Source organism: Terrisphaera buseokensis (assembly GCF_047521145.2).
Taxonomy (GTDB): domain Bacteria; phylum Verrucomicrobiota; class Verrucomicrobiia; order Opitutales; family Opitutaceae; genus ER46.
Genome location: NZ_CM134186.1, coordinates 3,706,873 through 3,731,880 on the forward strand (window position 1 = coordinate 3,706,873; position 25,008 = coordinate 3,731,880).

The window sequence follows — 25,008 nt, forward strand, 5'->3', positions numbered from 1 at the left end:
GCTACTCCGGCAGCTCCTGGCCCTTGGTCTCGGGCAGGAACTTGAGCACGACGAGGCCGAGGAGAAAGAAGCCGCCGAGGACCGAGATTGCCACCGGTAGTGCGTAGGTGGCCTTCATCCAGGCCGACAGCCAGATGAGCACGGGCGCGGCCAGGATGCGCCCGGTGTTGAAACAAAACCCCGCGCCGGTGGCGCGCAGGTGGGTCGGAAACAACTCCGGAAAGTAAACCGCGTAGCCGGCGTGAATGCCCTGCACACAGAAGCCGAAGAGCGGCAGCAGGCACAGCAGCAGCGCATAGCTGCCGAAGTATCCGGGAACCCAGCACACCACGAGCGTCATGACCAGCGCGGCCGCGTGCATGATCGCGAAGGTGCGGCGGCGGCCCCAGCGCACGCTGAGCGGCCCGAACATCAGCATGCCCACGCCGGCACCAGCCGTTTGAATGAAACCGAAGGCGATCTTGGACCGGCTCGCCACCTCGGCCGCGGGCGCCCCGAGTCGCCGCAGCAAATCCTCCGCCAGATTCTGGCCCGCCACCGCCACGCCCCAGAACGTCGCCAGCCCAATCATCGCAAGCAGCGCCCCGCCGATCGCCCGGCTCCGCCACCGCGGGTTGCCGAGCAGCTCGGAGAAGCTCCCCATGCGGTCGCCCTTCGCCGCCTTGGCCTCCTTCCACGAGTCCGGCTCCTTCACGCTCGCGCGCACCCAGAGGACCAACAGCGCCGGGACGACACCGACGAGATACGCCGTGCGCCATTCCGCGCCGACCCAGAGTCCGACGCCTGCGGCGAGCCACAGGCCCAGCACACTCGTCGAATGAAAAATCACCCCGGCGCGTTCCCGCGCGTGTTTGGGAAACACCTCCGCGACGAGCGCCGCGCCCACCGCCCACTCCCCGCCCACACCCATCGCCACGAGAAAACGCAGCACGCCCACATGCCAGAGTTCGGACACAAACGCCGTCAGCCCCGAGAAGATGCTGTAGAAGAGAATCGTCAGCGCCATCACCGGCATCCGGCCCCAGCGGTCGGCCATCGAACTGAAGATCCAGCCACCCAGCGTTCCGCCGATGAGAAAGATCCCGAGAAATTTCTCGCCCCAATCCCGGGTCAACGCCGCCACCGCCGCGGGCGCCAGCGACGGATCGGCGCTGCGCAGCAGATCCGGCAGCATCTCGCCGCGCGTGATGTTGTAGAGCTGGCCCTCGAACGCATCGAAGACCCAGCCGAGCGACGCGATGACCAGAATCAGCCACTGGTAGCGCGTGACGCCCTGATACCACTGCAGCGGCGCGGCTTCGGCGGGCTTCATGCGTTTGCCGGCAAGTCGGCCGCAAGATCGCCGACCGCAATCGGGCGTTTCTGACGGATCGATTCCTCCGCCAGCAGGCAGAGGCCCGTCGACCACAATCCGTCGGTGCCGTTCGCCGCGGGCAACGCCTCGCCGCGCACCATCTGCACACAACGCGCAATCTCCTCGCGCAACTCGAAGACCTCGCCGCTGTGCCGGGCAATTTTCACGTCCTCGAGCTTCTCGCCGTCAAACACGCGCAGGAAAAACGTCGGCTCGAGCGTGCGATCGAGCGCCCCGCTCCACCCCGCCCAGATCGCGCCGCGCGTTCCCGCGACCTTCACCGTCTGGTGATGCTCAAACGCCGCGAGCGTCTGCGACACGACCGCGTACGCGCCATTCGGATACCTGAACTGCGCGCTGAAATTATCGTACAGGTCCGGCCGCGCCGGGTCCCGCGAGTTGCCGTTCGCGTAAAGCTCGACCGGATGCCCGGCGCCCTCGAGGTACCAGCGCGCGAGATCGAAGAAGTGAATCGGCTCCTCCAGCACCCAGCTGCCGACGCGGCTGCGATCGTAGCGCCACCCGGACGCGCCCTGCCGGTAGGGTTTCCGCGACAGCTCCACGAGCACATATTGCGGTTCACCAATCGTGCCGCGCGCGATGAGGCGTTTCACCTCACCCCACTGCGACGAAAGTCGGAGCTCATGACCGACGGCAATCTGCCTCTCCCGGCGGGCGGCCAGCGCGATCAGCGCCCGGCAGTCCGCGATGCTCAACGCCATCGGCTTCTCCAGCAGCAGGTGTTTGCCCGCGTTGAGCGCATCGGTGCCGATCTCAAGATGGGTGTGACTCGGCGTGACCACATCCACGAGATCGATGGCGGCCTCGGCCAGCATCTGCCGGTGATCGTCGAAGATTCGCGCCTCCGGATACAGCGCCGCGGCCGACGCCCGCGAGGCTGCCGACGGCGCCATGATCGCGGTGAGGCGTGCCTCGGGATTCATCGCGATCGACTGCGCGTGGAGCTGTCCCCAGGCGCCGAAGCCGACCAAACCAAATCGAACGGGTGAGCGGGACATGAAAAGGATGGCCGGGCGCTCAACGCCGCGGACCGGTCGTGAGCGGCGTCACGGGATCGGGCACGCGCCGGTGCTGGAGTTCGTTGAGCCGGCAGGTCGGGAGCTTCGGCAGCACGTGCTTCGCGAACAGATCACACTCCTCGAGGTGCGGATAGCCGCTGAAAATGAACGCCCGCATGCCCATGTCCATGTAGCGATTCAGCTTCGCCAGCACCTGGTCCGGCGTCCCCACGATTGCACTGCCGCAACCGCTGCGCGCCAGCCCGATTCCGGACCAGACGTTTTCCTCGATGAACAGATCCGCGCCGGCCTTCGCGCGCAGTTCGTCCTGGCGGCTGACGCCGGCGCTCTTGCTGTCGAGCGAACGATCCTTGATCGCCTGGCCTTGCGTGCGATCGAGCTTGGAGATCAGGCGATCAGCCGCGGCGCGCGCCTCCGCCTCGGTCTCGCGCACAATCAGGTGAATCCGCAGGCCGAAATCGATCGTCCGGCCGTGCTTCGCGGCCAGCGCGCTCATGCCGTGCATCGTCCGGGCGAGGTCGGCTTCGGTTTCCGGCCACATCAGAAACACATCACAGTGCTTCGCACACAGCTCCTGCGCCGCGGGAGAAATACCGCCAAAATAAAGCAGCGGCCCGCCACCCTGCTGGTAGGTCTTTGCGGGCTCGCAGGTCGGCAGGCTGAAGTTGTAGAAGCGGCCCTTCCACTCGAGCGGTCCGTCGGTCGTCCAGAGGCGCTGCAGGATCTGGATGATCTCGCTGCTGCGCTCGTAACGCTCCTCGTTGGACTGCTTCAGTCCGGGCAGATCCGAGGAGATGATGTTGATCGCCAGACGCCCCTGCGCGATGTGATCCACCGTGGCGATGGCCCGCGCCAGCATCGGCGGCCAGACTTCCCCCATGCGGATCGCCACGAGCTGGTTGATCTGCCGCGTCTGTCCGGCCATGGCCGCGGCGAACGCCATCGGATCCTGTCCGGCGATCCAGCCGGACGGGAGCAGGATGTTTTGATAACCGAGCGTGTCCGCCTTCGCCACGATGTCGCGGCAATGCTCCCAGCTGCTGCGTAACCGTCCGTCGGGTACGCCGAGAAACTCATAGTCGTCGCTGCACAGCGCGGAAAACCAGCCGACCTCCACGCGACGCGCCGCCGTGCGGATCACGGGCCGGCCGGAAATCGGGAGTGTGGCAGGGGCAGAAAGCGGGTTAGACATGAGCGCAAGTCCGGTCGGGGCCTACCTGACGACCGGGGTCAGGCGCGTCATTTCGCCGGCGCAAAAATCGAAGCCATCTCCTTCTTCGGACTCACGTGCCGGATGCCGGTGATGACACCCTTCTCATCGAGCGAAAGCACCGTCAGCAAATCCTCCTGCGCCGGATAGCGGGCGAGGAAGTTCTCCTCGTCGGCCAGCAGGATGCGGTGCGGATACTTTTTCATCTTCGGCAGCGCGAAGAAGCGCCCGACGCCCGGCATGCCATGAATGTTGGAGATGAAGATCGCCTTGTGGCCGGTCAGGAAATCAGCGGGCTGCTTTTCGAAATAGGAGTTGGCCGCCTTGCCCGCGCCCATTTCGAAGGCCACCACCACGAGGCGCGCGCCGCCCTCGTAGGTGTAGCTCTTTTCATGCTGATCCTTCGTGGTGAACGCGGCGAACGTATCGCCGACCTTGTACTTCTCGACCGCCGGCGCAGCCACGGCCACGGCGCTCAGCGAAACCAGCAACGCGAATAAAAGAGAGGCAAATTTCATCCGCGTACCTTCACGACTCCACTGCGTCGCGTCCATCCGAATTCGGGCACTATCGCCGGGAAAACGTCCATGGCGCTCAGGCTCCGGCCAGCACCTCGCGCAGCGTCACCTCGCGGCCGAGTTCAAGCGAACGCTTGCCGGCCTCGAGCGCCGCGATGAGTTCGACCTCCTCCTCCACGGGCACCGACTCGCGGCCGGTGTGCAGATAGTCGAGGAACGCCTCGAGCAGGTACGCGTAGAGATTGGCGAGATCGGGCGTGACGGTGCGCCACGCCTTCTGTCCGTACAAAGAGATCTGATACCCGCTGCGCATCACGTCCCGATCCGCCACGGTCAGGACGACGTCGCGCTGGTTCTCGAAGCGGAGGCGGACGACGTTCCGGCCGGGCTGGCCCACGTTGATCGCGCTGACAGCCCCGCGGCCGAGAACCGCATAGATCATGGAGAGTGCGTGAATCCCGTAGTAGACGAGCTCGTTGCCGCACGCGGCGCTCGCAAGATGCACCGGTCCGAGCTGCGGCAGCTCCTCCCGGAGCTTCACGATGTCGGGCACGAAGCGCAGGCTGCTGGCCGACATGAACCGCGTTCCGGTCTCGCGCACGACTTTCGCGACCGCCTGGGCCTCGCGCGCCGTCATCGCGAGCGGTTTGTCGCAGAAGACCGGCACACCCTTGCGCAGCGGATGCAGCGCGTACTTCCACTGCGCGCCGCTGCCGTCATCGACGATCAGCACCGCATCGACGTCCTCACAGCAGGCCTCGGGCGTCGCTGCCACACGCTCGATGCCGCAGATGCCGGCGAGCTGCTGCGCCGCCGCCTGATTCGGATCCCACACCGTCACGATCTTTCCGCCGTCGAGCCTCCGCTTCGATTTGACGAACGTCCCTTTCCACGCCGCTGCCTTCGTCTCGTCAAAGCCGTTGAAGGTCGTCGCAAACGCCGTGCCGTGATTCGACCCCAGCGTGCGCGGCACGTTGTTGCCGTAGGTCGCGGCCGACATGAGTCCTAGCCGCAACGGCCGCCGCGCCGGCGCCACACCCGGCGTGGCGCTGGTGGCGGGAGCTGTCGCCTCGGCTGCTGACGTGCTGGACGCGAGCAGGCCCGCCGCGCTCATTCCGACCGTATTCGAGATAAAGGTACGACGTTTCATGGAAGTTTCAATGGGGCGAACCCGGGCGATCGTGCGACGGCGCGAGTGGGAGCGCCGGCCTCCGGCCGGCATCGGATCGAAGCAGGCGGGATGCCTGCGCTCCCGGGGCGGCTGAAAGAAGCCTCATCGCGAAATCGGTTGCGAGATCCGCATGTAGGCAAACAGGTCGCGCAGCTCCTGATCACTGAGGCCGTCGAGCAAGCCGGACGGCATGAGGCTTTGGCCCATCGGCTTCAGCTCCTTCATCTCCGCGGCGCGGAGCGTGATGTTCTCTCCACCCAGCCCGCGCAGGACCGCCACCTGATTGTCGCGATCGACCAGGAAGCCGCTCAGCGAGCGACCATCCGTGGTCTCCACGGAGTAATACTGGTAGCCTTCGCGGATCTCCGCATTCGGATTGATGATACTGAGCAGCATCGTGCCCAGGTTGTCGCGTTGGTACGGCGTCAGATCGGGACCGACGTTCCCGCCTTTGAAAAACAACTTGTGACAGCTTGCACAGCGGGCGGTGAACGTCGCCTCGCCCGCGTACGGATTGCCCGGACCGCCCTTCAGGATCGCGCCCACGGCGTCGATTTTTTCCTGATACGCGCCACCCACCGGCTTGCGCTCCGGCAGCAACCGCGCGGCCAGCGCGCGCACATCTTGTTCCCGACTCTGCCGCAGTCGGCCCGCGACATCCTCCGGCACGCTCGACGCCAGCACCTGTCCGCGCTCGACGACGTCCAGCAGGCGCTGACTCCAGCTGCCGCGGCTCGCGAGCACGGTGAACGCCGCAGTCTGGACGCTGCCTTTCAACGTCGGCAGCAGCGCGGCAAGTTCGATGCCTATCGCGTCGTCCGGGTACGCTGACAACGACGTCAGCGCCGCCTTGCGCAGTTCCTCTGCGCCGTTGCTCCGTGCCACGGCGAGCAGCGCCGGCACGGCGGTCGGTTCGCGCACCTCGCCAAACGCGCGCACATAGCGCAGCCGATCGTCGGCCCGGGCCTTCGCGTCCTGCAGCGTCGCAATCGCCTCCTTCACTGCGGCGGCGTCACCCTGCTTCAGGCGAAACACCAGCGGCGCCTGACCCGACGCCTTGATCCCGGCGACCAGCTCCTCGGGCAAACCGGTCATGGGTCGACCGCGAAACGCCTCCTCGAGGCCCTTCATCAATTGCGCGGCATGCCGGGACGACGGCGCGCGTTCGAACAGCTGCGCACACAACAACAGATCCTGGCGTTTGCCCTCGACGGCATAGCGTCGCGCGAGCCGCGGCAGGATGTGTTCGAGCACCATCGGTTCATCCCAGAGCGCGGGCGACTTGAAGAGTTCGAGCACCGCGGCGTTCGACGCCGGGATGTGGGCTTCGAACACCCACCAGCACAGCAGCGGGATGTAGGCGTCGCGCACGGCGTCCGCGTGACTGAGCACCGCGGCCACCAGCGGCAGCGCCTGCGGGGCGTTCAAGCGGCGCGCGGTCGAGGCGTATTGCGAAAGCGCCTCGGGATCTGTTTCAGCTCGTGCCTGCGCGAGCAGGGCGTCGAACAGCGGCGCAGGCATCACGCCCGTCGGGCGGCTTTCAATCGCACGCGCGTGTTGGCCGGCGCCGAGATTGCGGTGCAGGCCCCATTCGTCACCGAGCAGACGTGCCGCCCAGAATCGAACTGCTGGATACGCGTGACTCAGGGCCCCGCGCGCCGTCGCCTCGTCGAGGCCGGTCGACTGGTGCAGCGCCCACAACGCATTCAGCGCGCCAAGGTCGCGGTTCTCCGCGATGACCTGACGCAGCGCCGCGGCGGCCGCGGGATCCTTGCGTTCACCGAGGATGCGCACGGCGGTGTGACGGTGCCACTTGTTCGGATGCGAGAGCAACGCCACCAGTTGGGCCGTCGACTTGGCGGCCAGGTTGACGTCCTTCTCCAACACCGCGTTCGCGCCGCTGAGCCGGAAGATGCGGCCGGTGGTCGTGTCGATCTGGTTTTGATAATGCTGACCGTGCGCGATGTAGAACTCGTACATGTCGCTCACGAAGAGCGAGCCGTCCGGAGCATTCGCGATGTAGACCGGCCGAAACGCGGGATCCGAACTGCGCAACGCCGGCCCGCGATCCACCGTGGTGAACGTCGAGCCGCTGGGCACCCGTTCGCTCGTCAGGACAACGTTGTGCAACGGATCGAGGGCGAAGAGCCGCCCGGCATACTGCGCCGGCCACGCGGTGCCTTCCGCGAACGCACCGAAGTGGGTGAAGCGGACGACGGGATCCTTCGTCGCCATCATCGGCAGTTCACCGAAGGCGTACGGGTTGCGCGGCGGCCCGAACTTGCCCGGATCCACGCCCTGCATGAGATAGAACCCGCCCTGTACATAGTGCCAGCCGCGGGTGTTGCCGCCGTTGTGCCCCGAGTAAAGCCGGCCCTGCGCGTCGACCTCGAGGCCGAACGTGTTGCCACTGCCCTCGGCAAAAATCTCGTAGGCGTGCGTCTCGGGATGATACCGCCACACCATGCAGCCTTCGAAGTAGACGCCCGGGGCGTTGGCGGGATCGAGTCCCGGGCGCGTGACGCGACTTGAGGTCGTGCTGCCCTGCCCGCCGTAGAGCCAGCCGTCAGGCCCCCACACGAGACCGTTCGCCACCGAATGCGTGTCCTCCAAACCGAAGCCCGCGAGCCGCACTTCGGGCGGGCCGTCGGGCACGTCGTCGTTGTTCCGATCCGGATAAAACAGGAGATACGGCGTGTGCATCACCCAGACGCCGCCGCGGCCCCGCACGGCGGCGTTGGCCATGTTGAGGCCGTCCACGAACACGCGGTGCCGATCGTAGACGCCGTCGCCCTTCGTCGATTCGTGGATCGAGATCACGTCCATGCCGCGATCATGATTCGGCGGCGCCGGCGGCACCTTGTCGTAGTGCGCGCGGTAATACTTGTCGCGGCTCAGCATCGTGAGCCCCGCCGGATACGGGTACTGGCGCGACTGCGTGACCCAGAGCCGGCCGCGCTCGTCGAAGCTGAAATGAAACGGCTGGGCGATCTGCGGCTCGTGCAGCACCATCTCCACCTTCAAGTCCGGCGCCGGCGCCATCGTCCGCGCGGCCTCCTCCGGCGAGAGGCGCGGCCCCGGCACCTGCGTTGCGCGACCGAGCACGCGATTCGATTCGCGAAAGGTTTCAAAGGCCGTCACGAGCGGCTTCACCGTCACGGCCGGCCCCGGCGTGTAGTCTTCCCCGGCGCGAAACTCCCACGGCCCCTCGAAGACACACTCCATGAAATAATTCATGATGAAGGGTGCGTCGCCGAGAAAGCCCCCCGGGCCGGCGCCCGCGGGTTGATAGACGCGGATGGCGAGTTCGTTCCATTCGCCCTTGCGCAGCGTGCCGACGGGCACCTTGTGGCGGTGAATGGCAGTGCGGCCGCTGCGATAGGCCGGTGGAAACGCGCCGCCGGTGCCGATCTTTTTTCCGTTCATCCACACCTCGTGCGCCCCGGCCAGATCACGAATGTTCACGCCGACCGACTCCTCGAACAGATTCCGTTCATGCTTCGTGAAGAAGCTGTCGTGGACCTTCACCCACGTCCGATACCACGCGACGCCGTTCGCGCCGAACTCCGCCTCCGGTTGCGCGCCGGGCACCTGCACCGGTTTCCAATCGGCGGAGAAGGCCGGCGGCACACCAGCCAGCAGCAAAGCGGCGAGAAGGAGGAACGATTTCATGAAGGGGGTTCGGCGTTCGCAGCGTACGCGGGAAATGGACCGCGCTGAGCACTCGAGGCATTGAGGGCGGAGCGCGACTTTTTCCGGCACCGGCCCCGTGAACACAAGCGCTTCGTCGCCACGCGCACGGAAGTGCGACGTTCATTCGTGTTTAGAAGTGCAAAACTCAATTCAGTTTGCACGCTTCCCGCTACCCCGCCCGCGTATGACCACCACTCCCTGTTCGGACCGGCTCTCCGTGCTCCTGAATCACCGTCGTCGTCTGTTTCATCCCGGCCTCCGGGGTGTTTCTGCTTTTCTCGCCGCCCTCGTGGCCGTGCTCACGACCGCAGCGCCGGCGTTGTTGGCTCAGGGCGCCGCCACGGGTCGCATCACCGGCCGCATCTTCAATCCCGCCACGCAGGAATACGTGCGTAGCGCGGAGATCACCGTCACGGGCTCCACGCTCACCACCTACTCGGAGTCGGACGGCTCGTATGTGCTGACGAATGTACCGGCCGGTGAGGTGAGCCTCAGCGTAACGTATACTGGATACGAGTCGGCCACGGCCCGCCTGTCCGTCGCCGCGGGCCAGACCGCCACGCGCGATTTCGAGCTGAAGGGCGCCGTTTACCGGCCGGGCACGGCACCGGGCGCGGCCAAGGCCAGCGACGTGCTGATGCTGGGAAAATTCGAGGTGTCGAGCGAGCGCGAGGGCAACGCCAAGGCGATCATGGAACAACGCGCGGCGCTCAACATGAAGAGCGTCGTGGCCTCGGACAACTTCGGCGACGTCACCGGCGGCAACATCGGCGAGTTCATGAAGTACATGCCCGGCGTCGTCATGGATTACGTCGACGCCGACGCCCGCGCGGTGCGCATCAGCGGGCTCGATCCGAAATACGCCGGCGTGAGCGTCGACGGCATGCGCATGGCGAGCGCGGCGTCGGCGACGTTCGGCGGCACGTCGCGTCAGTTCGAATTCGAGCAGGCCTCGATTACGAGCATCGAATCGATCGAGCTCAACAAGACGCTGACCGCCAGCATGGACGCCGACGCTCCGGCGGGAACGATGAATCTCCGCAGCAAGAACGCGTTCGAGCGCAAGGGCCGCGAGATCATCGTGCAGGCCAGCCTCACCGCGAGTCCTTACGAACTCACCACGCGCCGCACGCCGAGCCCCGGCGACGGCAATCACCGCAAGATCCGCTCGGGTGCCATCCTCAGTTACGCGGAGTCCTTTGGCGGTCGCTTCGGCGTCCAACTCAGCCTGTCGGGCAACAGCCTCTTCAACGAGCAGGCCGGCCTCACCCAGACGATCGACACGTCCCTGCCCGCCCGCGGTCCGGTGGTCAATCTTCTCACCTTCCGCGACAATCCGAAGATCACGACGCGCGCCGCGATCGGCCTCAATCTCGACTACAAGATCGCCCCCGGCCTCGTCTTCGCGCTGCGCACCGCCGGCTCGCATTTCAACGATGAGATCAACGCGCGCACGCTCAACTTCCGCGCGGCCACGGCGCAGATCGATCCGAGCTCAACGCTCACCCGGCTGATCGCCCAACCCACCGCGAACGCGAACACGCGCTTCGATCACAACATCGGCCACAGTCACAAGTGGAACGACACGATCACCTACACGCCGAAACTCGAATACAAGCAGGGCGATCTGCAAATCACGGCCAGCGGCGGTTACTCCCGCAGCAAGACGCATTACGAGGACCGCCGCAGCGGTTACCTCACCAGCGCCGTCAACCGCGTCACGCGCATGGGCTGGAGCGCGACCCGGAGCAGCCCGACGTCGACCGACTGGCAGCTGACCCAGACCTCCGGCCCGGACTGGAGCAATCTGGCCAACTACAATCGCGTCGACACGAACCCCAACAACATCGGCACCGCCGAGCGCAGCGGCCAGAGCCAGGTGTTCCTCGGCTATCTCGACGCGAAGAAGACGTTCAACCTCTTCCTGCCGATCACGGTGCAGGCCGGCGTCAAGACGCGCCTCACCACCTACGATCTGGCGCGCACCGGCTCGCTCACGTGGACGTATGTCGGCCCCGCGGGCAACCAACTGAGCCCGACCACGGTGATGACCGCACACACCTACCCGGGACTCTTCGATCCCAAGCAGGGCGACAACATCTCGAAGCTGAATTTCCCGATTCCGAACACGACGGCGATGTACAACGAGTTCAAGGCCCACCCGGAATACTTCGTCGAAAACGACCTCGGCAACTACACCGTGCTGAACACCAGCGGCCGCGCGGTCAAGGAGCAGGTCGATGCGCAGTACGTCGAGTTCAACACGCGCTGGGAGCGCCTGCGGCTGAACATCGGCGTGCGTCAGGAACGCACCCGCACCGTCGGTCGCACCTTCGACCTCATTCCGAACGCACTCGTCCGCGCGGCGGGCTACACGGCGAACACCATCCCCTTTGTCGCCTACCAGTATCGAAATTTCCAACGCTTCAACAAATACGGCGGCTACGAGAACACGTTCTTCAGCGGCGGCGCGAAGTACGCCGTCACGCCGAAGCTGCATGTGCAGCTCGCTGCCAACCAGTCGATCGGCCGGCCGGACTACAACAACCTCGCCGGTGCCATCGCGATCAACGACACGAACCAGACGGTCAGTCTGCCCAACCCCGATCTGAAGCCCGAGACCTCGAACAAGTACTACGCGAGCGTGCAGTACTATATCGAACCCGCGGGCACGTTGAGCGTTTCGGCGTACCAGCTCGACGTGAAAAACATGGGCGTGAGCAACACGCAGATCTCGGCCGAGGACGCCGGCTACGCCGACGATCCCGAATACACCGGCTACATCTTTCTGCGTCCGACCAATCTCGACGGCATCCGCAAGATCAAGGGCACCGAGGTCGAGTACAGCCAGCAGCTCGTGTTCCTGCCCGGCTTCGCCCGCGGCTTCAGTGTTTTCGGATCAATCTCGCGTGCGTCACCCGACACCCGCGTCGTGAACGTCGTGCCGAAGGCCGTCAACGGCGGCATTCGCTTCAGCAACTACAAGTTCAATCTCCAGGTCCGTTCCACGTGGGCGTCGGCGCGGCTGACCTCGATCGCGGCGACGCAAACGCAGTGGCAGTATGAGCGCATCATGTTCGATGTGAGCGGCGGTTTCAAATTCAACCAGACCTACGAACTCACGCTCAGCGGCCGCAACATCCTGAACTCGCCGATTCGCGGCTACGTGAACGAGCCCGGACTGCTGCGCATCAACCAACTCTACGGCGCCGTGTGGACGCTCGGCGTGCGGGGCCGGTTCTAGGTTTCGACTGTGGCTGCGAGCGCCCGCGAGTGGCCTGGCCGCCACTCGCTGGCGCTCGCAGCCACGATTCATCCGGAATCGCCGCAGTCTTGGCCCCGACGCGCTCGCGTACGTTCGCCGGCGGCCGCATTTGACGTTGCGCCGTTCCGCTCACGCTCTTCGCTTCTCCCCTCCCCATGAAATACCTGCTGGCCTTAGCCCTCGTCGCCCATGGTGCGCTGCATCTGGCACATGCCGCTCCGGCGAACCGTCCGAACATCGTCTTCATCTTCTCGGATGACCACGCCCAGCACGCGATCAGCGCGTACGGCTCAAAGGTAAACCAGACGCCGCATCTCGATCGCCTTGCCCAGGGCGGCATCAAGTTCAACCACGCGTTTGTCACCAATTCAATCTGCACGCCGAGCCGCGCCGTGGTGCTCACCGGCAAGTACTCCCACGCCAACGGCACGCCGGTGTTCAACGTGTTCGACGGCGCCCAGCAGACCGTCGCGAAATTGCTCCAGGCGGCCGGCTATCACACGGGGATGATCGGCAAGTGGCATCTCGGCAGCGATCCCACCGGCTTCGATCGTTGGATCGTCCTGCCCGGGCAGGGCATCTATAATGATCCGGATTTCCTGACGCCGCACGGCCGCGTGAACGTCAAGGGGCACACCACTGAAATCACGACCAAGCTCGGACTCGAGTTCCTGGATACGCGGCCGAAGGACAAGCCGTTCTTCCTGATGCTGCATCAAAAGGCCCCGCACCGCGCCTGGGAACCGGACGCGAAGAACAAGGCGCTCTTCAAGGATCGCGTGATTCCCGAGCCCGCCACGCTCTGGGACGACTACGCCACGCGTCCGGCCGCCCTGCCCGAAAATCAGCAGACGGTCGCGCGCGATTTGACCCGCCGCGATTTGAAACTCGAGCCGCCCGCCGATCTGCCGCCCGGTCCGCAGCGTCAGCAGTGGTTGAACGCGAAGCCGATGGAGCTCGAGGTAACGCAGAAGGCCGGCACGAAGAAAGTTCTCACCGGCCGCGAGCTGGTGCAGTGGAAATATCAACGCTACATGCAGGACTATCTCGCGTGTGTGCAGGGCGTGGACGACAGCGTCGGCGAAGTGCTCGACTACCTCGACCGCACCGGCCTCGCACAGAACACCATCGTGATCTACAGCTCGGACAACGGCTGGTACCTCGGCGACTTGGGCCTGTACGACAAGCGCTTCATGTACGAGCCGGGCCTGCACATTCCGCTGCTCGCACGCGGTCCCGGCATCAAGGCCGGCGCCGTCACCGATCTCTTCGCGCTCAACGCCGACTTCGCGCCGACGTTCCTGGAACTCGCCGGCGTAAAGATTCCCGCCGACATGCACGGCCGCTCCCTGGTGCCGCTGCTGCGCGGTGAGAAACCCGCGGCCTGGCGCACTTCGGTCTACTATCGCTACTATCACGATCCGGGCCACCACAACACGCGCGCGCACTACGGTGTCCGGACCGCCACGCACAAATTAATCCATTACTGGAAGAAGGACGCCTGGGAACTGTACGACCTCGTGCGCGATCCGACGGAACAGAAGAACCTCGCCGGCGATCCCGCGCAGGCGGCGAAGCTGGCCGAGTTGAAGCGCGAAATTGTCCGGCTGCAGAAAGAGCTGGGCGACACCGGCCAGTTCGCCGATGTGATTCCGAAGGACGGCGTCGATGCGCCCCGCGATGTGCCGAAGCTCGGATTCAAGTCGGTCAGGGACGCCATCGCCGCCGCCAAACCCTGATCGCCGGCCGCTCTGTCGCATGCCCGTCCCTGAACGCCCGGTGAAACTCGGCGCGCATATCTACCTCTGGATTGAGCGCTGGTCAGACTCCGAGCTTGGCCTGATCGACCGCGCCCGCGGGCTCGGACTCGACATGCTGGAGTTATCCGTCGGCCTCGACGTGCCGTTCAAGCCCGCCCTGACCAGTCGCGCCGCCGAGGCCGCGGGTCTCGGACTGCTGGTCGGCCCGGGCGGAGCCTGGCCCGACGGCGCCGACCTCTCAGACGATCTCCCGGAAAACCGCCGCGCCGCACTCGGGTTTCACCGCCACATCATCGACCAGACCGCGGAGCTCGGCGCGGTCGCCTACGCCGGCGCGCTCTACGGCCGGCCGGGCAAGGTCCTGCGCCGCCGCCCGCCCGCGGACGAACTGCCGCGCACGGCCGAGGGCCTGCATCAACTCGCCGAATACGCCCGCTCCCGCGGCGTGATGCTCGTGATCGAGCCGATGAGCCGCTTCCGTTCGCACGTCGTCAACACGCCCGCGCAGGCGCTGCGCCTGATTGAACTCGCCGGCGGCGCACCGAACCTCCGCATCCTGATCGACACGTACCACGCGATCACCGAGGTCCGCGATTTCGGCGCGGCGATCAAGACCGCCGGCGAGCGGCTGTGGGGCTTGCACGCCTGCGAGAACGACCGCGGCGTGCCCGGCGGCGGCCTCGTCCCGTGGCCCCGGATCTTCTCCGCGCTGCGCGATTCGCCCTGCGCCTACATCGGCCTCGAAGGCTACAACACCGGTCCCGCCACCGGCGACTTCGGCTGCCGGCGGGGCATCTTCCAGGATGTCTGCCCCGACGGTGACGCCTTCGTCCGTGCCGGCGTCGCCTTCATCCGCGCCCAACTGGCCGCCGCGAAATAGCCTCGCCCGTCACGACGCTCCACGCGTCTCCGGCCCCCGTCGCCTGTCGCCCGTCTCCTGTCGCCTGTCTACCGTCTCCTGTCCGTCTCCGCCCTGACCTCATAACACCACAGCGTGTCATGATAACGCAGATACAGCCGGCCGTCGTGAATCACCGGGTGCGCCCAGGCATCTTTCGCGCGCGCCTCGGCGAGGCGGAACTTCCCCTTCACTTCAAACTGTGACGCCCCGGGCTCGAGCAGCAGCATCCAGCCGTCCTCGGACAGCGCATAAAGCCTCTGGTCGGCCGCGAGCACGGCGCCTTTGACGTAGTCCGCCATCTCGTACACCACCTCGCCCGTCGCGGCATCGAGCGCAGCCCAGCCTTTGCGACCGGGATAGTACGAGCCGTAGAGGCGTCCGGCCACGTGCACGACGCCGCCCTGGCACGTGTCGAGCTTCGTCGACCACGTTTCCTCCACGCCGATGTCGCCGCCCGGAGTCGAAGGCGCCAACAGCCGATAGAGCCGGCCCGGCGGGCCGTAGGGCGCGGACATGAACACCGCGTCGCCGACGAGCACGGGCATCATCGCCTGCACGGAATATGAAGTCGGGCGCCGCTTTTTCCACTGCAGCTTCCCGGTCGCGGCGTCCGTACAAATCAAATACCGCAGGGTGCTGCCAATCAGCAACCGGCGGCCGGCGAACTGCACCAGGATCGGCGAACCATAGCCGGCGGTTTCAAGCGAGCCGTCGCCTTCTGCATCGAACAACGGTTCGCTCTGCCACCGGACCTTGCCCGTAACTTTGTCGAACGCGACCACCAGCGCGTCTCTGCCGCCCGCGGTGACATAGACCGCGCCCTCATCGACGACGACGCACTCGCTCAATCCCCACGTGAGATTTTCGCCGCGAAAGCGAGTCAGCACATCGACGGCCCACACTTCCCGCCCGGACGCGGCCTCGAAGCACGCCAGACGGCCCTGGCCGCTGTAGTGATAAACCCGGCCGGCGCTGTAGGTCACCGACGCGCGCGCACCGGGATACTGTTTCATCCACGAGCGGCCGTTGGGCGACTGCCACAGCGGTTTGCCCTGCAGATCGAACGCCAGCACGCGCACCTCCTCGGCAAAGTCGCCCGCGATGAAGAGCCTGCCATCCGCGATGATCGGCGCCGAGAAACCGCGCCCCACGCCTTTGGCAGACCACAGTTCCTTCGGTCCGGCCTCCGGCCACGACGGCAGCAGGCCGCGTTCGTCACTGACGCCGTCACGCCGCGGCCCGCGAAACTGCGGCCAGCCCGGCTCGGTCGACGCAATCAGCGCAGCCGGCCCGCCCGGCGCGGCAGCCCAGGCGAGCGACTCGGACGCAAGCAACGTGGCGCCCAGACGCCAGAGGGCGTTCCATCGGGTTGGACTCCGGCGGGGCAGCGAAGAATCACACCGTATCATCGTCCCGTTACTCCAGCGAAGGAGCGGACCGAAAGGCAATGCCAACTGGACGGGCCGAGCGCAGATCGTCTTTCAGTTGCCGCCGAAGGCCCACAGGTGCGTCGCCGTCCGCACGTAGATTGCGTCCTCCACCAGCGCGGGCGTGGCCAGAATGCGCGCGCCGAAATCAACCTGGTGCAGAATCTCAGGCTTGGCGCCGCCAGCTTTGAGCACGGTGAGTTTTCCCGGCAGCGACGCGACGTAGATCCGTCCGTCAGCGGCCACCGGTGACGCATAGTAACTGCCCGTCGCGCCGATGCGCTCCTGCGCGTAGAACGGCTCGCCCGTCTTGGGATCGAGGGACGACAGCAGGCCGCCGTCGCGCAGGATATAGATGCGCCCTTCGTAAAACAGGGGCGACGCGACATACGGCAGACCCTTCCGGTACTTCCACGCCACGTGCGTTTCGGAAATATTGCCGCGGCCGCCAGGGTTCACCGCGACGAGAACATTCTCCGCCTTCGCATCGGTGATCTTCAGCAATTCCCAATCCTCCGGTGTGAACTTGCCATCGCGATTGCGGTCCATCCCGCGCAGATAATCGCGCCGCCGCGGATCCAACTCGGCCAAGTCCACCACGCCGTCGCGGTTCTTGTCGTTGGCCTCGAGAAATTTCTCCCACGGCTGCCGCGGCGCATCCGACTGGCCCGGCGACCACGCGGCGAAGAACAAGCGACCGTCGCCGATCACCGGCGTGGTGCACACCGTGTTGGTCACACCGTTGATCACCCAGCGCTCCGCACCGGATTGAAATGCATAGCCTTTCAACTGGGCCGAACCACCGAGCACGATCTGATCCTCGCCGTCGCTCCGCCAGATCACCGGGGTGCCAAAACTTCCGGCGGCCTCGGGCCGCGGTGTTTCCCAGGCGATTGCTCCGGTCAGCAGGTCGAGCGCGAGCAGCGACGAATCCTGATACTGATCGCGATTCAGCAACACGCGGTTGCCCACGATCACCGGCGAAGTGCCAGAACCGAACTTGCCGCCGCTCTGGGCCAGCGCCAGGGGACGCCGCCACACTTCCCTGCCCTCGAAATCATGGCAGAGCAGGCCGAACGAGCCGAAGTAAGTCACTACGTGACGACCGTCGGTCGCTGGCGTCGAGGCCGCCGGGCTGCCATCGGCGTTGTGAAACTCCTCGATGCCCTCGGGCTTCAGGTGCTGCGTCCAGCGGAGCTTGCCGTCCCCGCGATCATAGCAGCGCACTTCGAGTTGGCCGGCGTCGAACGTGGTAAGGAAAATTCGATCGCCCCAGACACACGGGGACGATGGCGACCAAGGCACCGGCACGCTCCAGCGGACGTTCTCCGTGGGACCGATCTTTACCGGCGGTTTGGCGCTGGCTGCCGCCACGCCTGCGCCGTCCACGCCGCGGAACTGGGGCCAGTTGGGCGGGGTGCCGAAGAGAGCCGAGGTGGTGAGCCACACGACGGCCACGCAGATAGATAGGGACTGCCCGGGACCGCGACCGCCCTCGGTCGCCTTCGGTAGGATGCGACCGGGGGCGGTCGCGGTCCCGCCGGACGCGCTCCCACGGGTCGCATTGCCACCTCGAGAACAAGCCGCCGCGTTGCTCACGTGAACAGCTTGGTGACCGCCTTGGCCTTCACCAGTTCGCGCGGCTGGTTGAGGTGATTGTACACGATCGTTTCCGGATCGATGCCGAAGGCGTGATACATCGTCGCGAGCAGTTCGGTCGGATGCACCGGATCCTTCGCCGGACTCGACGCCGTCTTGTCCGACTCACCGTGCACGTAACCGCGCTTGATGCCCGCGCCGGCGATGATGCTGGAATAGCAATACGGCCAGTGGTCGCGACCGTCGGCGCTGTTGTTGTTGCCGGACGTGCTCACGCCGCGCTCGGGGCTGCGGCCGAATTCGCCCAGCGCCACGACGAGCGTCTCGCTCAACAGTCCGCGCTGATCGAGGTCCTCGAAGAGCGCGCTCAGGCCCTGATCGAGCATCGGCCCCGACTTGTCGCGCATGCGCTCGGTCAGGCCGACGTGATGATCCCACGAGTGATTGTCCGAGTTCGCAACTTTCGGCCAGATCACCTCGACGACCCGGGTGCCCGCTTCGACCAGCCGCCGCGCGAGCAGCAGACTCTGGCCAAACGTGTTTCGTCCGTAGCGATCGCGCATCTTCTCGTTTTCCGCGCCGAGATTGAAGGCGTCCCGCGCGCGGCCGGATACGATGAGGTTCAGCGCTCGCTGGTAGTATTCGTCGAGGTTGTACGACGCTGTCGCCTTCTCGATGTCCGGCATCGCCTGCTCGATCGACTCGCGCAGCCGGGCCCGGCGCTCGAGCCGCATCGCAAACACCTCCTGCGGCAGCTTGAGATCCTCGGTCCGGATGCGACTCATCTTCTCCATGTCGAGGTCATCCCCTTCCGGATACAGCGTGTAGGGATCGAAGGCCTTGCCGAGGAAGCCGGCGCTGCCGCCCTTGCCGACGACGTTCGATTCCTGCAGCGGCCGCGGCAGCATCACGAACGGCAGCATCGGCTCCGTCACCGGCTTCAGGCGCACGATGTTGGATCCGAAGTTGGGAAAATCCTTCGCGTTCGGCGGCTCGAGCTGGCCCGACGGACTGACCTTGTCCGTGGTGTAGCCGGTCATGATCTGGTAGATGGCCGCGGTGTGATTGAACAGCCCGTTGGGCGTGTAGCTCATCGACCGGATCATCGTGAACTTGTCGTTCACCTTCGCGAGCTGCGGGATGATCTCCGTGAAGTTGACGCCCGGAATCTTCGTCGGGATCGGCTTGAACGCGCTGCGAATCTTGTCGGGCACGTTTTCCTTCGGATCCCAGAGATCGAGATGCGACGGACCGCCCTGGAGGTACACCATGATGACACTCTTGGCCTTGCCCCAGCCGGGGCCGCCGCGCGTTGCGACCGCCGGTGCCGCCTGGGCGTTGAGCCGTAGTAGTTGTCCGAGCGAAAGCCCGAGGATGCTGGAACCGCCGATGCGCAGGAGATTGCGTCGGGTCAGCTTGGCGTGGGTGTCGCAGAGGTCAGTGTTGAGTCCACCGGGGATTCGAATCATGGCGGGGCGTGGGTTGAGGACGGGCTAAAGGAATTCTGCTGGGGCGCGGCGCGTCAGCGGTTGAAGAGAAAGGCCGGATTGTTGATCAACGCCCACGTGAGATCCTGCGCCCCGGTCAGACGCACATCGGCGAGTTGCCGCGTGCTCATTTCGGCGTCGGCGCGGAGTTGAACGAGCTTCGCATCGATCGGCACCGGGGTTTCAGCCGTGGCCAGCGCGAGACCCAACGCCTTCAGCTCGGGGTCGATGGGCAGCGGCGTGCGGGCCTTCGCCAGCGCCTGCTGGCGCTTCAACAGTCCCGTGTCCGTCTCAAGGTGATACGCCGCGAGTCCCTCCAGTTGGGCTGCGACCCGCTCCGTCGGCGGCACGCGCAGGGCGGCAACGATCGTCTCCGGCAGCCCAAGTTCCAGCGGCTCGGTTGACGTCGTCACCCAGAGTCGGAACCGCCCGATCGAGAAGCCGTCGCGGAAACGTTGCTGCAGCGTAAGGGTGAGCGTGATGCCCGCGGCGTCGCCCAGCGGCTCCTTGAATGCAAAGCGCGCGTAGTGCGGTTCGGCCACTTTCCCGCCGATGGCCCAGCCGTCGCGACCGCCGTCCACCTTGCCGTTGATCGCACCGGTCACCTCATAGTCCTTTTGCGTGAAGTCCGCCCGCGCGCCCCTGAACTCGACGTCCTTCTGCCCGCGTCGCCCAGCCTTGTCGCCCCACTTCAGCACCAGCTCGCTTAACACAAAGTTGCCGTTCGCCCGGCCGGGGCCGAAGCCTGGCAGCCGCTCGTCCGGCAGCACCTCGAGGAGCAGGCCGGTGATCTTCGCCGACTTCACTTCGGCGGTGATGACGTAATCCTGGAACCCGGCGGCCGGGCCCGTCGCAAAATACGAGCCATCGTCCTGCCGCGTGAGCTGGGTGTTGTTGTTCGACTTCGCGGACGTAACGGCCAGCGGCGTCCACGCAGTGCCGCGCCGACAATCGTCGAGCGACTTCTCCCACGCCGGCTGCTTCGCCGGCAGCGCAGCGCGATAGGCAGCCAACGCGCTTTCCTCCGTCGCGATTTTTTCCTGCCGCTTCTGTTCCGCAGCCGCCACCTGCGGCGCGATCGCGCGCGTCCGCGCCTCGACCGCGGCGCCCGCGAGCGTCACGGCCTGCTGGCGTTCGTCCTGCTTCTGAGCGTAGAGCGGCGCCCACCAGGCTTCGCGTTGCGCAAGCGTCTGCGCGAGGCGCGCATGCTCGCCGCCGATCGACTGCCACGCGGCCACCGCGGTCGACGACTCCTTGTCCGTCGCGTGACGGTTGAGGGTGCGGAGGAAAATTTCATCCACGAGTTTCCGATCATCGGCCGTCGTTGCCGTGAGCTGCGCGAGTTCGTTCTTCGGATCATTGATGGCACCGGAAACGGCCGGGCCGCTCAACAAAGCCATCACCGAGCCGAGCCCGATGTCGCTGCTCCGTTCGCACTCGCAGGCCGACTCGCGCGCGGGCCGGCCCAGGCTCGCGAGGAAGCCGCTGGGCACGTCGATGGCGGAATCCGGCAGCTGGGCGGCGCGCGTGCCGGCCTTCACCCCGGGGAAATTCGGGGCCGAGCCCGTGACCTTGAACACGGCGTCGAGCAGCACCTCGGCCGGAAGTCGGCGCGCGATCGCGTGGGAATAGTTGACGCGATCATCCGCGTTCCACTTGTGCGTCGCGATGGCGAGCTGGTAGGTCCGCGACTGGCAGATCGTGCGTTGAAGCTGGCGCACATCGAAACCACTTTGCACGAACTGCTGCGTGAGCCAGGCCAGCAATTCCGGATTCGAGGGCGGATTGCCCGCGCGGATGTCGTCGAGCGGATCGATCAGGCCCACGCCCGTCAGATAGCCCCACATGCGATTCACGTAGCTGAGCGCGAAGTAGCGATTGTCTGCTGACGTCATCCACGCTGCCAGTTGTTCGCGGCGCGTGGTTTTCCCCGCGGACGGATCGATTTTTGCCGGATACGGAAACTCGGGCGGCGTGATCTGGCCGGTGCGGTCATGGGTCATCTCGCCCTCGGTCTTGTCGTACGTGATCTCGAACAACGGCTTCGCGCCCTCGACCGCCGAACCGGCGATGGTCTTGTTGCCGGCCTCAGGATCCTTCTTGAGATCCACCTGCGCGAAGTACGCCGACAGCTGGTAATACTGATCCTGCGTCCAGCGTTCGAACGGATGATCGTGACACTTGTTGCAGTTGAAACGTGTCGCGAGAAACAGGTGCGTCGTGTTCTCCATCGTCTCGGCCGGTGTCCGCAGCACCTTGTAGTAACTCGACGCCGGATTCTCGCGGTTCGATCCCTGCGCGGTGATGATCTTGCGGGCAAACTGATCGTATGGCGTGTTCGTCGCGATCTCCTGGCGAATCCAGTCGCGAAACAGCCGCGCCCCTTCCTCGCCGAGGAACTTGCGGTTCACCTGCAGCAGATCGGCCCATTTGTTCGACCAGTGATCGATGTAGTCGGCCCCGCCGATCAATCGCTCGATCAACGCATCGCGTTTCACGCGCGTCGGGCGGGAGTCGGCGACGAATGCGCGCACGTCCTCCGCCGTGGGCGGCAGGCCCGTCAGATCGAGCTGCACCCGACGGAGAAACTCCTCGTCGCTGCAGAGGGCCGACGGGAGGATCTTCATGCGCTGCCACTTCGCCGCGACGAACTCGTCAATCTTGTTCCACGTCTCGGGCTGCTGCCAGACGAAGCCGGAGCGGTCGCCCATGACGGTGACGGTGGTCGCCGCGTAGTTCCCTTCGTAGCGTGCGAGCACCGGCGCCTCGCCGCGACGCAGGGTGCGGATCAATCCGCCCCGCTCGGTCGCCACCACATCCACATTGCCCGATTCGATGAAGCCCTCGGCCGTGACGTCACGCTGCCGACCGTCGGCATAGGTGGCGAGAATCCGCATCTGCTGACGCGAACCAACCTGTTGCAGCACGGGATCGCGCGGGGAAATCTCGATCCGCGTCACCCGCGGCGACGCCAGATCGAGCTTGGCCCCGTCAGCGATCCACGCGCGCAGGATGCGATAATATTTGTCATCGAACTTCGTGCGCTGTCCGCCTTCGTGCGGCACCGCTCCGGTCGTCTTCAGCAACATGAGCGAATCGTCCGGAGAGGCGAAATTCACCCGCCGGCCGGCGTGGTCGTCGACCAACGAGCGCACGTCGTAGATCGGATCGTAGCCGCGCAGCGAGAGTTTGAAACCCGCCTTGCCGTCCTTCGCCCCGTGGCACCCGCCCGAACTGCAACCGAGTTGGGCGATGACGGGATTCACATCACGAATGAAATCGACCTTCTGCTGCGGATCATAGCGCACGACCTCGACCGGCAGCTTCAGCGTTTGCCCGGCCAGTCGGATCATCACATGACTCCTGCCGGCAGCCAGCGGATTGACCTGCCCCGACGGTGTGACGGCGCTCACCGGTGCCGCCGTTTCATAAGAAGCGAGCCGGGTGGCGTCGATCGTATCCCCGTTGTCGAGACGCGCGCGCACGACGAGCTGCACGGCGTCGTAGACACCGTCGAGTTTCACGGTCGCAGGCGACACCTCCAGCGCGACGACCTTTCGGCCCGGCGGCAACGCCTCCGCGTCCAGCGCAGCGGCGACGGGGGCCAGGGCGGCGGCGAGCCGGAGCGGGGCGAAAGCGATCGTGAGTGTGAGGCCGAACGCCAGGGCCGGTCGCCACCAACGAGCGCGCGGGACGGGCAGGGCGTTCGCCGTACGGGACCACTTGCTGGTGCTCGCAGCCACGCGATTCCACTCAGCGCATGCAAGGGGCGGGGATTTCATTTAACGACCGGGCTGCGGTTTTGATTCAAGGTGCGTGACTGCGGCGCCACTCACGGGCACCGGGACAAATTCCTTCATCACCACGCCGTCTTCGGCCCGAATCAGCCGGACGCGTCCATCCTCGCCGGCCGCGGCGAGTTCCCGGCCCGCGGGATTAAACGCGAGCGCATAAACGCCGCCGGTGAACGGGACCGTGGCAATCTGTTTCACCTCCGCCGTGGTGAACGCCTCAATCGCCGCCTTCTCCTCGGGCGTGTACGCGCTGGCAATCTTGCCCGCGTAGGCCTTGAGCAGGAGGTCGGGAATCTTCGGATCAAACTCGCCGGTGTACAGATTGACGGCGCCCTGGCCGTTGAAACTGCTCGCCGCGGCGATGCGCTTGCCGTCGGCGCTGTAGCTGACGGCAAAGATCCGGCCCGTCATCGGCGGAAACTTCCGCAGCAGGTTCGCGTTGTCGCCGATGCGTCGCGCGGTCTGACGAAAGACCTGGTACACCTGCGGCACGCCGTCCGCGCCGCCGATCAACACTTCATCGCGTCCCGGCCGGCGGGCCACCGCGTGCAGGCCGCCGCGCAGCGCGCCCGGCGTGATGGAGGTGATGTTATCGACGAATCGCTGCGTCGCGACCTCGGTGAGCTTGGTGCTCATGTCACGACCGACGGAAATGAGATGCGAGCCGTCGCGGCTGAAAACGGTGTCGAGCACCCAGTCGTTGTGAGACCCCTGCTGCAACACCTGCGTCCCGTCGGCGGCGGCGATTGCGCGCACGGTGTTGTCGGCGCAGCCGAAGGCGACGAGCTTGCCGTCGGGTGACCAGCTGACGCCGTAGACGGTGTCGTATCCGACGGGCACGGACACCTGCAGCGTGCGTTTCGCGACGTTCCAGATCTGCACTTCGCCCATCCGCGCGGGCAGGCCGCCGGCGACGGCGAGGAGCGCTCCATCGGGCGAGAAGCGCACGGACTGGATGCGTTCGGACAATCCGATCAAGCGCGCCACGAGTCCCGAACCGTCCGCCGCATGCAGCAGCACCTCGTGAAAGCCGGCCACGGCCAGCACTGTGCCGTCGGGAGAAAAATCCAGCGAGGTCACAACGGGCGGCCGCAGATATACCGGCGGGTGATCCGCGTCGATGCGCTGCACGGCGTTCTTCGGCGTGTCGTCGTTCGCGCCCTCGGCGATCCACCGGGCGACCAGCGCGACCTCCTCCGCGGCGAGCGGCGTGCGATCCTTCGGCATGTCGGCCTCGCCGTCCTTGAGCGTGATGGCCGCGACGAGCGCGCTCGCGGTGGGCTGACCGGGGATGACGGCTTTGTCGCCACTATCGCCACCGGCCAGCAGCCGGGAGAAATCCGTCATCACGTAGCCGCCCTTGTCGCGCGCCGGCTGATGACAGCCTTGGCAACTCGCCTGAAAGATCGGCCGGATTTGCTTCCAGTAGCTGACGGGCGCGTGGGGATCCGGGGCGTTGTCCTTGGGCGGTGCGGCGCCGCGGAGCGCGGGCGGTAAGCCCATCGTCAGCAACGCCGCGAGGAAGGCCAACGCGCGCACGCCACGAGGGTGCAAGCAAACGGACGCGGTCGAAAACCAAGTCATCAGCGGGGTAAAGGCGGAGTGGAGGAAAACCGCGGCGAGCGTGAGCAACGCGCCGCGGGAAGGCTCCATCGAGCAAAACGAAAGCCAGCGTCAGCACAAGACGTGAACACAGGGCGCACGAAGGAGCGCGGCGGACGGCGTGCCGGCGCTCCCGAGGGCAGCCGGAAGCCGGGGCTCCCGGACGTCGCTGCAATTCAGGACGATC

The 25,008-nt window shown here is 65.9% G+C and carries 14 protein-coding genes; 3 read left to right on the forward strand and 11 right to left on the reverse strand.

The genetic code is table 11. The annotated features are described in order from the left end of the window. Window position 1: 1 nt before the first annotated feature. The 6 genes from ACLJEU_RS13895 to ACLJEU_RS13920 all read right to left on the reverse strand — a co-directional run bounded on the left by ACLJEU_RS13895 (window position 2) and on the right by ACLJEU_RS13920 (window position 8,965). Entirely contained in the window at window positions 2-1,312 is a 1,311-nt protein-coding gene (locus ACLJEU_RS13895; protein WP_414661851.1) for an MFS transporter, read from the reverse strand. Continuing rightward, window positions 1,309-2,373 (reverse strand): Gfo/Idh/MocA family protein, encoded by a 1,065-nt coding sequence (locus ACLJEU_RS13900; protein WP_414661850.1) that lies wholly within the window; start codon window positions 2,371-2,373, stop codon window positions 1,309-1,311. The genes ACLJEU_RS13895 and ACLJEU_RS13900 overlap by 4 nt, the downstream gene beginning before the upstream one ends. Window positions 2,374-2,392: 19 nt before the next feature. After that, window positions 2,393-3,586, reverse strand: a complete 1,194-nt coding sequence (locus ACLJEU_RS13905) for an LLM class flavin-dependent oxidoreductase (protein ID WP_414661849.1) — start codon at window positions 3,584-3,586, stop codon at window positions 2,393-2,395. A gap of 47 nt (window positions 3,587-3,633) precedes the next feature. Next, entirely contained in the window at window positions 3,634-4,122 is a 489-nt protein-coding gene (locus ACLJEU_RS13910; protein WP_414661848.1) for a hypothetical protein, read from the reverse strand. Between the two features lie 76 nt (window positions 4,123-4,198). Then, the gene (locus tag ACLJEU_RS13915; RefSeq protein WP_414661847.1) at window positions 4,199-5,272 is read right to left on the reverse strand and encodes a Gfo/Idh/MocA family protein; all 1,074 of its coding nucleotides are present in this window, start codon (window positions 5,270-5,272) and stop codon (window positions 4,199-4,201) included. A gap of 123 nt (window positions 5,273-5,395) precedes the next feature. Then, entirely contained in the window at window positions 5,396-8,965 is a 3,570-nt protein-coding gene (locus tag ACLJEU_RS13920; RefSeq protein ID WP_414661846.1) for a PVC-type heme-binding CxxCH protein, read from the reverse strand. Between the two features lie 205 nt (window positions 8,966-9,170). Here ACLJEU_RS13920 and ACLJEU_RS13925 point away from each other — a divergent pair, with 205 nt between their 5' ends. The 3 genes from ACLJEU_RS13925 (at window position 9,171) to ACLJEU_RS13935 (ending at window position 14,891) form a co-directional block, all read left to right on the forward strand. Then, complete coding sequence (locus ACLJEU_RS13925; RefSeq protein WP_414661845.1) at window positions 9,171-12,230, forward strand: TonB-dependent receptor domain-containing protein; 3,060 nt, start codon at window positions 9,171-9,173, stop codon at window positions 12,228-12,230. Between the two features lie 176 nt (window positions 12,231-12,406). Then, window positions 12,407-13,990, forward strand: coding sequence for a sulfatase family protein (locus ACLJEU_RS13930; protein ID WP_414661844.1), 1,584 nt, complete (start codon window positions 12,407-12,409; stop codon window positions 13,988-13,990). Window positions 13,991-14,009: 19 nt separating this feature from the next. Further along, window positions 14,010-14,891: a sugar phosphate isomerase/epimerase family protein gene (locus tag ACLJEU_RS13935; protein ID WP_414661843.1), complete on the forward strand. Its 882-nt coding sequence runs from the start codon at window positions 14,010-14,012 to the stop codon at window positions 14,889-14,891. Between the two features lie 68 nt (window positions 14,892-14,959). On the opposite strand, the gene ACLJEU_RS13940 is transcribed toward ACLJEU_RS13935, so the two are convergent. The 5 genes from ACLJEU_RS13940 to ACLJEU_RS13960 all read right to left on the reverse strand — a co-directional run bounded on the left by ACLJEU_RS13940 (window position 14,960) and on the right by ACLJEU_RS13960 (window position 24,872). Continuing rightward, the gene (locus ACLJEU_RS13940) at window positions 14,960-16,246 is read right to left on the reverse strand and encodes a PQQ-binding-like beta-propeller repeat protein (RefSeq protein ID WP_414661842.1); all 1,287 of its coding nucleotides are present in this window, start codon (window positions 16,244-16,246) and stop codon (window positions 14,960-14,962) included. A 147-nt stretch (window positions 16,247-16,393) separates the two neighbouring features. After that, window positions 16,394-17,788: an outer membrane protein assembly factor BamB family protein gene (locus ACLJEU_RS13945; RefSeq protein WP_457795210.1), complete on the reverse strand. Its 1,395-nt coding sequence runs from the start codon at window positions 17,786-17,788 to the stop codon at window positions 16,394-16,396. Between the two features lie 146 nt (window positions 17,789-17,934). Continuing rightward, window positions 17,935-19,407 carry a DUF1501 domain-containing protein gene (locus ACLJEU_RS13950; protein ID WP_414661840.1) on the reverse strand — a complete coding sequence of 491 codons (1,473 nt, stop codon included), beginning with the start codon at window positions 19,405-19,407 and terminating at the stop codon, window positions 17,935-17,937. A 53-nt stretch (window positions 19,408-19,460) separates the two neighbouring features. Further along, window positions 19,461-23,207 (reverse strand): DUF1549 and DUF1553 domain-containing protein, encoded by a 3,747-nt coding sequence (locus ACLJEU_RS13955; RefSeq protein ID WP_414661839.1) that lies wholly within the window; start codon window positions 23,205-23,207, stop codon window positions 19,461-19,463. After that, window positions 23,208-24,872, reverse strand: coding sequence for a WD40 repeat domain-containing protein (locus ACLJEU_RS13960; RefSeq protein ID WP_414661838.1), 1,665 nt, complete (start codon window positions 24,870-24,872; stop codon window positions 23,208-23,210). Window positions 24,873-25,008: the final 136 nt, after the last annotated feature.